This window comes from Sphingomonas sp. TREG-RG-20F-R18-01 (assembly GCF_022662475.1).
Taxonomy (GTDB): domain Bacteria; phylum Pseudomonadota; class Alphaproteobacteria; order Sphingomonadales; family Sphingomonadaceae; genus Sphingomonas.
Map to the genome: position 1 here is coordinate 431,051 of NZ_JAKNQQ010000003.1, position 11,646 is coordinate 442,696.

Below are 11,646 nucleotides of genomic sequence, written 5' to 3' on the forward strand. Positions count from 1 at the left end.
TCAGCGGGGTTATGACGAACGTCTTTCTACGATCAGCGGGAGCAGATGTGCCCGTTCGGGGTTTAGAAGATATCAACACGATGTCCTAGGGTGCGCGGTAGGCTTGTTCCGCGCCAATTGAAGGCTTAGCTCAGGGACAATGACAACAGTTTCCCCCTCCATCGATCGCCCGTTGCAGGACCGGCACGGGCGAACCATCAGCTATCTGCGCATCTCGGTGACCGACCGATGCGACCTGCGATGCCGCTATTGCATGTCGGAACAGATGACGTTTCTGCCGCGTAGCGCACTGTTAAGTTTGGAAGAAATCGCGATCATTGCCGAACGCTTCATTGCGCGCGGGATCAACAAGATCCGCTTGAGCGGCGGTGAGCCGCTGGTGCGTCGTGATGTCGGCGAACTGATCCGCCGGCTCGGTCGCCATGTCGGCACCGGGCTCGACGAATTGACCATGACGACCAACGGAAATGCGCTGGCGCAGCATGCGGCGGCGATGGTCGATGCCGGGATGCGGCGAATCAACGTCAGCCTCGACAGCCTCGATGCCAACACCTTCCGCTACGTCACGCGGCACGGCGACGTTGCACGCGTGACCGCCGGCATCCTGGCCGCCCGGGATGCCGGCCTCGCGGTCAAGATCAACATGGTCGCACTGAAGGGGCTCAACGAGGATCATATTGCTCCGATGCTCAACTGGTGCATCGACGAGGGCCTTGATCTGACCCTCATCGAGACGATGCCGCTTGGCCAAATTGACGAGGACCGCGCTGACCGCTTCGTGCCGCTGACCGCGGTGTTCGACACGTTGCGCACGCAATTCGCGCTCGTCCGCGATTCGCATCGAAGCGGCGGGCCGGCGCGCTATTGGCGGGTTGACGGGACCGAGGCGAAGCTTGGCCTCATATCGCCGCTCACCGGCAACTTCTGCGACACGTGCAATCGGGTGCGGCTGACCACCGAGGGTGTGCTCTACACGTGCCTCGGCCATGACGATAAGGTCGACCTCAAACAGGTCCTGCGCGAACACGGGGTCGGAGGTCTCGACGCAGCGCTCGATGCGGCCATGCTCACCAAACCGGCACGGCACGATTTCGATATCGCCGCTTCGGCCCCGGCCGTCGCGCGTCACATGAGCGTAACGGGCGGATGACCGACACACCGCGACGGGCGCTGGTCGCGTCGCCGACACCACCGGCGCAGGCGGCGTTTCAGGCCCTGACCGAGAGCCACGAATGGGTTTCCCCGGAAGATGCCGAGCTTATCGTCGCACTCGGGGGGGACGGGTTCATGTTGCAGACGCTGCATGCGATGCTGGAGCGCCGCAAACCCGTCGTGCCGGTATTCGGCATGAACCTCGGCACCGTGGGTTTTCTGATGAACGAATGGCGCGCCCACGGCCTGGAGGGGCGGCTGGATCGTACGAAGGCCTTCAAGGTCGTCCCGCTGTCGATGATCGCCACCACGATCAGCGGGGAGACGCATGCGTTGCCCGCGATCAACGAAGTCTCGCTGCTGCGCGAAACGCGGCAGACCGCCAAGCTGGAGGTGACGGTCAACGACCGGGTCGTCCTGCCCGAACTGGCATGCGACGGGATCCTGGTTGCGACACCAGCCGGATCGACCGCGTATAATTTGTCTGCGCAGGGACCGATACTTCCGCTCGGATCGAACATGCTGGCGCTGACGCCGATCAGTCCCTTCCGCCCCCGACGCTGGCGCGGCGCAATCCTGCCCGACAAGACCCGGATCAGCCTTCGCGTTCTCGAGCCGGGCAAGCGCCCGGTCAGCGCGGTCGCCGATCAGCGCGAAATCCGCGATGTCGCCCTCGTCGAGATCGCGATCGACCGGACACGGGAACTGACATTGCTCTTTGATCCCGAACACGCGCTCGACGATCGCATCACGATGGAGCAATTCGCGGCCTGAAACGCGGGACGTTGCCCGGCGGGCGACACGAGCCGCTACGGCAATAACGACCGGCCATAGACGAGGTCGTCATGGACCACGGCGCCTACGCGAAACTGCCGGGTGCCGACCACCGCGAAACCCTGACGTTCGTAAAAGCGATGCGCGCGGTAATTCTCGCCCCATACGCCGAGCAGGATGCGGCGGCGACCGAGACGTAACGCCGCGTCGACAGCGGCCTGCATCAGCGCAGGACCGAGTCCCGAACCATGCATCCGCGAGAGGCTGTAGATCCGGCGCAGCTCGATATCGCCCGGTTCGAGCGCAACTGGCAGGTCGATCGTGCTGGTCATCACCGCATAACCGACCGGTGCATGCCCGGGCACGATTTCCCCGAGCAGCACCGCATCGCCCGGATCGCTTGCCCAGCCCGCAAAGGTTTCGGGCCGGTTCTTGGCCGCACAATGCGCCACCAAGTCCGAACCGTCGAGCGATCCAGCATAGGTATCCAGAAACGTCGCGGACGCGACGAGCGATAGGGCGTCGGCATCCGCCGGCCCTGCCGCTCGCACGCGCCAGTTGGGATCAGCCAACGATTTCTTCGGGCTTGAAGAAATAAGCGATCTCGATCTCGGCATTCTCGTCGCTGTCCGAACCGTGCACGGTGTTCGCTTCGATCGACTCGGCGAGTTCCTTGCGGATCGTGCCGGCTTCGGCGTTTGCCGGGTTGGTTGCACCCATGATGTCGCGGTTGCGCTGCATCGCGTTCTCGCCTTCGAGAACCTGGACGACGACCGGGCCCGAGATCATGAACGAGACGAGCTCGCCGAAGAACGGGCGTTCCTTGTGAACGGCATAGAAACCCTCCGCCTGCTCGCGGGTCATCTGGATGCGCTTGGACGCGACGACGCGCAGGCCGGCTTCCTCGAGCATCTTGGTGACGGCACCCGTCAGGTTGCGACGCGTTGCGTCGGGCTTGATGATCGAAAACGTGCGGTTCGCGGCCATGACCGTGAAGCTCCTGTATGGTGAGGAAGGGAATGCGCGTCCCCTAGTCGCGGCATCCGGGCGATGCAACCCGCCCGCTTGGCTTCAGGCCGCCTGCTCCCAGCGGCCGTCGTCATTCTGCTTCCAGTAGCGCCGGTCGACCCCGTCCCGCTCGCCGAGCGCACGCCACGCCGCGCGTGCTTCGACGATTCGCCCGTCGTCGAAGAAGTGGAAGGCGCGGTCGAAGCCGAGCGCATCCTCGCGCCACACCCCGTCGGCCAGCGCGACGTTGCGCGCCGCGTTGGCGGCGTTCGGTTCGGCCGAGATCAGGATCGGTTGCAGCGCATCGCTGTCATCGCCCGCGACCTGCGCATGCGGGAGGAAGCTTTCCGGCGCATAGGTCCACAGCAACCGGTCGAGCGCAGCGCGCTGCTCGCCGCTCTCGGCCACGACGAGTAACCGCCCGCCGCCCCCGACCACCCGCTCCGCGATGCGAGGGAGCACGCGGTCGAGCGGCTGAAGCGTCAGGTGGTAGAAATCGACCTGCATTGCTGTCCTTCGCCGTGTTCCTGCGAAGGCAGGAACCCAGGGTCATGTGAAATAACGCCTTTGGCTTACGTGACTCCTGGACTCCTGCTTTCGAAGGAGAACAAAAGCCGTTGGCGGATCAACCTTCGAAGTTATCCGCCACGAAGCGATCGAGCAGGCGCACGCCATAGCCGGTCGCGCCCTTTTCGTAATTCGGACCGGCCTTGTCCGACCACACCATTCCGGCGATATCCAGATGCGCCCACTTCACGCCATTCTCGATATAGCGAAGCAGGAACTGCGCAGCCGTGATCGATCCTGCGCCGCGCGGGCCGACGTTCTTCATGTCGGCGATCGGCGAATCGATCAGCTTGTTGTACGCATCGCTCATCGGGAAGCGCCACAGCAGGTCGCCCGACGCCTTGCCAGCCGCAAGGAGCTGATCGGCCAGCGAATCGTCGTTCGCGAAACAGCCGCCATGCTCGTGGCCGAGGCTGACGATCATCGCACCGGTCAGCGTCGCGAGGTCGACGATCGTCTTGGGATGATGCGTCCGCTGGACCCAGGTGAGCGCGTCGCACAGCACCAGACGGCCCTCGGCGTCAGTATTGAGCACCTCGATCGTCTGCCCCGACATCGAGGTCAGCACGTCGCCCGGGCGGATCGCGTTGCCGTCGGGCATGTTCTCGACAAGGCCGCACACGCCGATGACGTTCGCCTTGGCCTTGCGCCCGGCGATCGCCTTCATCGCGCCGACCACCGCGCCTGCGCCGCCCATGTCCCACTTCATGTCTTCCATGCCCGCGCCGGGCTTGAGCGAAATGCCGCCGGTGTCGAACGTAACGCCCTTGCCGACCAGCGCGAGGTCGGCATCGCCCGCACCCTTCCCGCTCCACTTGAGCGCGAGCAGTTGCGCGTTCTTGACCGAGCCCTGGCTGACGCCTAGCAGCGCGCCCATGCCGAGTGCGTGCATCTCGTCCTCGCCGAGGACCGTGACCTCAAGGCCGAGACCTTCGACCTCGGCCAGCACCTTGGCGACGAAGCTCTCGGGGTAGATCACGTTCGGCGGCTCGGCGACGAGCGTACGGGTCAGCTCAAGGCCTTCGGTCAGGGCCTTCTGCGGGACCCAGGCGGCGTCGCTGCCCTCGGGCGTGTTGTGGAGCACGATGCTGGTCAACGTCGGCTTCGACTTTTCGGGAAGCTTGGTGCGATAGATATCGTGACGCCAGCCGCGTTGCGCCGCGGCACCCGCGAAGCGGGCAACGGCCTTCGCCGTCGCGGCGCTGCCCGCGAAATCGACGCTGACCTGGCTGACGCCCGAGGTCAGCAAACGCCCCGTCAGCGCGCCGCCGGCCTTCTCATAGTCCATTTCGCTACCGGAACCCGTACCGATCAGGAGCACGCGCCGGGCGGCACCATTCTGGTCGATGAACGTCTCGACGACCGCGCCGGACTCCCCGTCGAACCGGCTGGCCTGGGCAGCGGCCTTGAGCAAGTCGACGGCGCGCGCATCGACCAGCCCGGTCGCCAGCCGCGACAGCGCTTCCTTTTCGACGGTGAAGGCAAGGGCCGCGCCGGACGCCGGAGCCGCGCTGGAAAACTCGATATGCATGGAAAACAAGCCTCGATCGATCATTCACAATGAGTCGTCAGTCTCTAGGCCAGTGCACGGTCGCTGGCAAAGCGCGCTTTGCGCGATTGCAGCGCGCCGATGTCGATGCGATAGGGCATGATCGACCAACGGCCGCCGGCCTCATCGCATTTAGGTGTTTGTTCCGACGTGAAGCGTGCCGTCCTCCTTGCCAGTTGCGCTGCGCCGCTCGCGCTGATCGCCCTTCCCGCCGTCGCGCAGGACCTGCAGACGCGCACCGTCGCGCCGCCGCCACCCGCCACGGCTCCCAGCGCCAACGACGACCAGGTCCAGTTCAACGCCGGTCAGCTGCAATATGACAGCAAGGAGGACATCGTCACCGCGACGAGCGACGTGCGGATGTACCGTGCCGGCGATCGCCTGCGCGCCGACAAGGTCGTGTGGAACCGCAAGACCGGAAAGGTCCTGGCGACCGGCAATATCGCGATCGTCAATCCCGGCGGCGACACCGCTTACGGTGATTCGATCGAACTGACCGATGCGTTGAAGGACGGCATGGTCGACAACATGCTGCTCGTCCTGGAAAAGGGTGGACGTCTGGCGGCGCGCAAGGGCACCCGTTCGCTCAACGAGACGGTGACGCTGGAAGATGCGGCCTACACGCCGTGCGCCGTCACCACCGGATCGAACTGCCCGAAAGAACCGTCCTGGAAGATCACTGCCGTTCGCGTGATCTACCGTCCCGAACGTGGTCGGATCTATTACAAGGGCGCGCGGATCGACCTGTTCGGCTTGCCGTCGCTGCCGCTCCCCGCTTTTTCGAACCCGATCGGTGGCGGCAACGACAGCGGCCTGCTGAGCCCGGACTTTCGCTACGGTCGCGTCAATGGGTTCGAATTCGCGCAACCCTATCATTTCGCGCTTGCTCCGAATCGCGGCCTGACGATCACCCCGCGCGTGTTCAGCAGCGTCCTCCCGATGCTGCAGGCCGATTACGAAGCGCTCAACACGCTCGGCGCCTATCGGATCACCGGATATGCAACCGCCAGCCCGCGCAGCAACAACCTGCTGCTGCCGACGCCGCCGGGCACACCCGATTCGTTCCGCGGCTATCTCGATGCGTCCGGGCGCTTCCAGCTGAACCCGAACTGGAGCATCTCCGGGTCGCTGCGCCTGGCCAGCGATCGTACGTTCCTGCGGCGTTACGACATCTCGCGCGACGATCGGCTGCGCACGACGATCAACCTGGAGCGGATCGACCAGGACAGCTACTTCTCGATCGCGGGATGGTATGTGCAAACCTTGCGGGTCGCCGATCAGCAGGGAACGCAGCCGATCGCCTTGCCCGAAATCGACTATCGCCGCCGCATCGCGAACAGCTTCCTCGGCGGCACGTTCACGTTCCAGGCGAACAGCCTGGCGATCACCCGCACCGCCGGCCAGGACACGCAGCGGGCCTTCGCCAGCGCCCGCTGGGACCTGCGCAAGATCACCCCATGGGGGCAGGAGATCACCTTTACCGCCTTCGGCCGTGGCGACCTGTACAACACCAACGACTCGCTTGCGACGACGGTTGCCAATTACCGCGGCGAGGACGGGTTTCACGGTCGGCTGATCGGTGCCTTCGCGATCGATATCAAATACCCGTTGATCGGTACGTTCCTGACCGGGACGCAGCGCCTCATTCCGCGCTTCCAGATCGTCACGTCGCCACAGACCGGCACGCTGGCGATCCCCAACGAGGATGCGCGCTCGGTCGATCTCGAGGATTCGAACCTGTTCGCGCTCAATCGATTCCCTGGGTACGACCGGTTCGAGGATTCGACCCGGTTCACCTACGGACTCGACTGGCAGGTCGATCTGCCCGGGCTGTCGTTCAGCACCAACGTCGGGCAAAGCTACCGGCTCAACAGCCGCCCCACTCTGTTCCCCGACGGCACCGGACTGTCGCGCCGCGTTTCGGACATCGTCGGTCGCAGCGAACTGCGCTTCCGCGACTTCGTCTCGATCATCCACCGCTACCGGCTGGACAAGGACGGGCTGGCGATCCGCCGCAACGAACTCGATGCGACGATCGGCTCGCGCAGCACCTATTTCCTCGTTGGCTATCTCCGCCTCAACCGCAACATCGACCCGACGCTCGAGGATCTGCGCGATCGCGAGGAAGTGCGGCTGGGCGCGCGGGTCCAGTTCGCGCGCTTCTGGTCCGCCTTCGGCTCGACCGTCATCGACCTCACAGACCGGAACGAGGACCCCCTGTCGCTCGCCGATGGATTCGATCCGGTCCGGCATCGCCTCGGTGTCCAATATGAGGACGATTGCCTGCGTCTGGGTGTCACGTGGAAGCGCGATTACCAGAACACGGGCGACGCGCGCAGCGGCAACAGCTACCTGTTGACGCTGGCGTTCAAGAATTTGGGGCGCTAACGCTAGGCCGGACAAGACTGTGGCCGCTAAGCCACGGTTCAGCCACATGGCTGCACTAGGGGCATGGCCGAAGACTGGCCGTGCGGGATGGGATTGGGATTTGGTGACGATTACGACAGGCAAGACGGTGCGGACGGTGCGCCGTTTGGGTTTCGGAGCGATGCTCGCGGCGTCAGTCGCCATGGCAGGTGCGTCGATCGCGCAGACCGCGCCGGACCCGGCGGGGCCGGACGCCGCTGAACAGCAGGCGTCCGCCAATCGCAGCGGCAATCTCGACCTCCCGACCAACCCGCAGATCTTCGGCAAGATCGACCCCAACGTCCGCAAGCCGACCGCCATCGTCAACGGCACCGTCATCACCGGCACCGACGTCGACCAGCGCCTCGCCTTCCTGCTCGCCGCGCGCGACATGAAGCTGTCGGAACAGGAAATGGCGCAGTATCGCCTGCTCGTGATCCGCCAGTTGATCGACGAAACGCTGCAGATCCAGGAGGCGAAGACCGCCGACGTCAAGATCTCGCTCGAAGAGGTCAACAAGAGCTACGATTCCATCGTCCGCAGCAATTTCGGCAAGTCCACGCCCGAAATGCGCGCCTATCTGCGCAGCATCGGATCGTCCGAGCGCTCCTTCAAGCGCCAGGTCGAGGCCGAGCTTTCGTGGAACCGCTATCTCCGCCGCAAGGTCGACATCAACGTCGGCGATGAGGAAGTGCAGGCGATCATCGACAAGCTGAAGAAGCAGCAGGGCACGACCGAATATCACGTCCGCGAGATCTACCTGTCGGCAGGCGGCGACCGGTCGCAGGAAGTGTTTGCGCAAGAGCAGCAGATCATGGCGTCGATCCAGAAGCGCGAAAAGGGCGACGACAGCTTCGGCTATTATGCCGGTGCCATGTCCGAAGCCTCTACGCGGTCGACCGGCGGGGATCTTGGCTGGCTCAACGAAAACCAGTTGGCACAGCTGCCGCCGACGCTGGTCGAGGCGATCAAGACGATGCAGCCCGAGCACCTCGCCGGTCCGATCGAAGTCCCCGGCGGCTTCTCGATCATTTACCTCGTCGATACCCGGAAGGTCGGCGTGGCCGATCCGCTCGATGCGAAGCTGACGCTGAAGCAGTTGAGCGTTCGCTTCCCGGACGGCATCACGCAGGCGCAGGCTGACGTTCGCGTTACCGAATTCGCCAAGCTGTCCAAGACGATCCGTGGCTGCGGCGAAGTGGCCAAGGTGGCGTCGGCACTGGGGGCCGAGGTGGTCGACAACGATTCGGTCCGGATCCGCGATCTTCCGCCGGCGCTGCGCGACATCATGGCCAAGCTGAGCGTCGGCGAGTCCACGCCGCCGTTCGGCTCCGCCAAGGACGGCATCCGCTCGCTGGTCCTGTGCGGCCGCGACGAATCGTCCGGCAGCACCGTACCGGGCGTCGAGCAGGTGCGCGGCCAGATGGAGAATGCCCGCGTCAACCTGCGCGCGAACCAGCTCCTGCGCGATCTTCGCCGTGACGCGATCATCGAATATCGCTGATCCCTCCGCCTTTACGCCGCTGGCGCCGATCGTCATCTCGATGGGCGATCCGGCCGGTATCGGGCCCGAGATCCTGGCCAAGGCCTGGGCGAAACGGCGCGAAGCCGGCTTGCAGCCGTTCTTCGCGACCGGCGACGTGCGGGCGATTTCGGCGGTGTGGGACGGGCCGGTCCGGCCGATCTCGCACCCCGATGCGGCACGCGGCGTGTTCGACGACGCGCTTCCGGTCCTGACGGTCGAGGATGGCGGCGAGATCGTGACGGGCCGGCCGGACGTCGAGGGCGCGCGATGCGCGCTGCGGGCGCTGGAACTGGCCGCCGGCCTCGTCCGATCGGGGGCAGCACGTGCGCTGGTCACCGCGCCGGTCTCGAAGGCGCAACTGTATCACATCGGCTTCACCTATCCCGGCCAGACCGAATTCGTGGCGGAGCGGTGCGGCATCGCCGGCGAGAATGCGGTGATGATGCTCGCCGGTCCCGACCTCCGAGTCGTGCCGATCACGACGCACGTTCCGCTGGCCGAGGTCAGCGCACTGCTGTCGATCGAACTGCTCGTCGCGAAGGGCCGTGCGACGGCACGCGGGCTGACCCGCAATTTCGGGATCACCAACCCCCGGATCGCCTTTGCGGGGTTCAATCCGCATGCCGGCGAAAGCGGCGCGATCGGACGCGAGGAGATCGACATCATCGCCCCCGCCGTCGCCCAGCTCTGTGCCGAGGGGATCGTGGCGACCGGACCGTTCGCTGCCGACACGCTGTTCCATCCCCGCGCGCGCCTGAACTATGATGCGGTCATGTGCTGCTATCACGATCAGGCGCTGATCCCGATCAAGACGCTGTATTTCGACGAAGGCGTCAACATCACGCTCGGCCTGCCGATCGTGCGGACCTCCCCCGACCACGGCACCGCCTTCGACATAGCGGGCAAGAACATCGCCGAGCCGGGCGCGATGATCGCGGCGATCCGCCTCGCCGGGGACGCCGCCGACCGCCGCGCCGCCGCCGACGCGTGAGCCTGCCCGACGCGCCGTTGCCACGGCCAGACCTTCCGCCGCTGCGTGACGTCATCGCGCGCCACGGCCTGGCGGCCAGCAAGGCACTCGGGCAGAATTTCCTGCTCGACGCACAATTGCTCGCGCGGATCGCCCGGATTCCCGGGGACCTGACCGATGCCGAGGTACTGGAGATCGGCCCGGGGCCGGGCGGGCTGACCCGCGCGCTGCTCGCCGCCGGGGCTCGTGTGACCGCGATCGAACGCGACCGCCGCTGCATACCGGCGCTGGCCGAACTGGGCGAAGCCTATCCCGGGCGGCTGACCGTCATCGAGGGCGACGCGCTCGAGATCGACGCCGTTCCGCTGTTCGCGGGCAAGCCGCATATCGCCTCCAATCTCCCTTATAATATCGGCACCGCGCTGCTGGTCCGGTGGCTGTCCGCCGACTGGGACCCGTGGTGGCAGAGCCTGACGCTGATGTTCCAGCGCGAAGTCGCCGACCGGATCGTCGCGCGGACCGACGACGATGCCTATGGACGGCTCGCCGTGCTGGCGCAGTGGCGCAGCAAGGCGACGCTGGCGATGCCGGTCCATCGGTCGGCCTTTACCCCGCCGCCCAAGGTGATGTCGGCCGTGGTGCATCTGCTGCCCGAGCCCGCGCCGCAGGCGGTCCGCTTCGCCACGCTGGAACGACTGACCGGGGCCGCCTTCGGCCAACGGCGCAAGATGCTGCGCCAAAGCCTGAAGGGCGTCCCCGGCGCGCTCGACGCCCTGGCGGCGGTCGGAATCGATGCGACCCGGCGCGCGGAGACGGTCAGCGTTGCCGAATTCGTCGCCGTCGCGCGCGCCCTGGGATAATCCGCCGCGCGGAAGGTTAGGGGAAAGTTAGGCGGAATCGTATGCGCGGTCGCCCCGTCCCTCGGTGCAATCCGAAACCAATCCGGTGATGGGAAAGAGCATCGTCCGATCCTAGCGCGCCAGACGCGTGTAGGACAGCGCGATGCGCCTGGGCGCGCCCGGGCGGGGCAAGTCCGGGCGCCACGACAACCAGCGGCGCAAGCTGTGGCGACGCCGGGCCTTCTGCCGTCACACGGAAACGGGGTGGCGTCGACGCGCCTTCCCGGCAGGATCAACGGGAACGTCGCCTAACTCGAACGGCGGGACTCAGTCTTTGGCCGCTCCGCCCACGGCCCCCGGCGGCGGCACGACGGTGGATGCGGCGGCGGTCACCACCGGCGGACCCTTGGCGATCGATGCGGACAAGGCCGCGATTTCGGGACAGGCGCGCTTGGCGCAGACCGTGCGGATCTTGGCGAGATTGTCCTTGGCGCGTTGCACCGCGCCGCGCGCGACCAGCGCCTCGCCCTGCCCCCGCAAGGCGACGACGTCGTTCGGATCGAGCGACAGCGCTTCGCGGTACAGCCGGATCGCCTTGCCCGGCAACGCGCGGGACTGCGCGACTTGTCCCAGCACGACGAATGCATCGCGATTGCGCGGATCGACCGCCACCGCGCTCTCGAGCATGTCCGTCGCCGCATCGAGATTGCCGGCCGCCTGCAGCATCCGCCCCTTTGCCAGCAAGGCGAGCGACCGCGCGTCGATCGCATCCTCGGCACGCTGCCCCTGAACGGCGGTGCCGATCGTCAGCAGCGTCAGCGCGGCTGCGACGGCGACAGAAGTATAACGCATGAGA

General features: G+C 65.9%; 11 protein-coding genes. 6 read left to right on the forward strand and 5 right to left on the reverse strand.

Annotated features, from left to right (window positions below; translation table 11 throughout):
* The first annotated feature begins 139 nt into the window (after window positions 1–139).
* Together moaA and L8K25_RS11755 are read left to right on the forward strand one after the other, a co-directional pair.
* On the forward strand, window positions 140–1,150 hold the full coding sequence (moaA, locus tag L8K25_RS11750; protein WP_242139089.1) for a GTP 3',8-cyclase MoaA: 1,011 nt from the start codon (window positions 140–142) through the stop codon (window positions 1,148–1,150).
* Window positions 1,147–1,926, forward strand: a complete 780-nt coding sequence (locus tag L8K25_RS11755) for an NAD kinase (protein WP_242139090.1) — start codon at window positions 1,147–1,149, stop codon at window positions 1,924–1,926. Before moaA ends, L8K25_RS11755 begins: the two co-directional genes overlap by 4 nt.
* 35 nt (window positions 1,927–1,961) lie before the next feature.
* On the opposite strand, the gene L8K25_RS11760 is transcribed toward L8K25_RS11755, so the two are convergent.
* From L8K25_RS11760 to L8K25_RS11775, 4 genes are all read right to left on the reverse strand, one after another.
* Window positions 1,962–2,498 (reverse strand): GNAT family N-acetyltransferase, encoded by a 537-nt coding sequence (locus L8K25_RS11760; protein ID WP_242139091.1) that lies wholly within the window; start codon window positions 2,496–2,498, stop codon window positions 1,962–1,964.
* Complete coding sequence (gene ndk, locus L8K25_RS11765; protein ID WP_242139092.1) at window positions 2,491–2,913, reverse strand: nucleoside-diphosphate kinase; 423 nt, start codon at window positions 2,911–2,913, stop codon at window positions 2,491–2,493. The genes L8K25_RS11760 and ndk overlap by 8 nt, the downstream gene beginning before the upstream one ends.
* 84 nt (window positions 2,914–2,997) lie before the next feature.
* A complete protein-coding gene (locus tag L8K25_RS11770; RefSeq protein ID WP_242139093.1) occupies window positions 2,998–3,441 on the reverse strand; it encodes a DNA polymerase III subunit chi in 444 nt (147 codons plus the stop codon).
* Between the two features lie 118 nt (window positions 3,442–3,559).
* A complete protein-coding gene (locus L8K25_RS11775; protein ID WP_242139094.1) occupies window positions 3,560–5,032 on the reverse strand; it encodes a leucyl aminopeptidase in 1,473 nt (490 codons plus the stop codon).
* Window positions 5,033–5,200: 168 nt separating this feature from the next.
* Between L8K25_RS11775 and lptD the strand changes: the two genes are divergently transcribed.
* From lptD to rsmA, 4 genes are all read left to right on the forward strand, one after another.
* Complete coding sequence (gene lptD, locus L8K25_RS11780; RefSeq protein WP_242139095.1) at window positions 5,201–7,438, forward strand: LPS assembly protein LptD; 2,238 nt, start codon at window positions 5,201–5,203, stop codon at window positions 7,436–7,438.
* Between the two features lie 100 nt (window positions 7,439–7,538).
* Window positions 7,539–8,960, forward strand: coding sequence for a peptidylprolyl isomerase (locus L8K25_RS11785; protein WP_242139096.1), 1,422 nt, complete (start codon window positions 7,539–7,541; stop codon window positions 8,958–8,960).
* A 19-nt stretch (window positions 8,961–8,979) separates the two neighbouring features.
* Window positions 8,980–9,972 carry a 4-hydroxythreonine-4-phosphate dehydrogenase PdxA gene (gene pdxA / locus L8K25_RS11790; protein WP_277923298.1) on the forward strand — a complete coding sequence of 331 codons (993 nt, stop codon included), beginning with the start codon at window positions 8,980–8,982 and terminating at the stop codon, window positions 9,970–9,972.
* On the forward strand, window positions 9,969–10,811 hold the full coding sequence (gene rsmA, locus L8K25_RS11795) for a 16S rRNA (adenine(1518)-N(6)/adenine(1519)-N(6))-dimethyltransferase RsmA (protein ID WP_242139097.1): 843 nt from the start codon (window positions 9,969–9,971) through the stop codon (window positions 10,809–10,811). Before pdxA ends, rsmA begins: the two co-directional genes overlap by 4 nt.
* A 306-nt stretch (window positions 10,812–11,117) precedes the next feature.
* Here rsmA and L8K25_RS11800 read toward each other — a convergent pair whose 3' ends face one another.
* Complete coding sequence (locus L8K25_RS11800; protein ID WP_242139098.1) at window positions 11,118–11,642, reverse strand: hypothetical protein; 525 nt, start codon at window positions 11,640–11,642, stop codon at window positions 11,118–11,120.
* Window positions 11,643–11,646 lie beyond the last annotated feature (4 nt).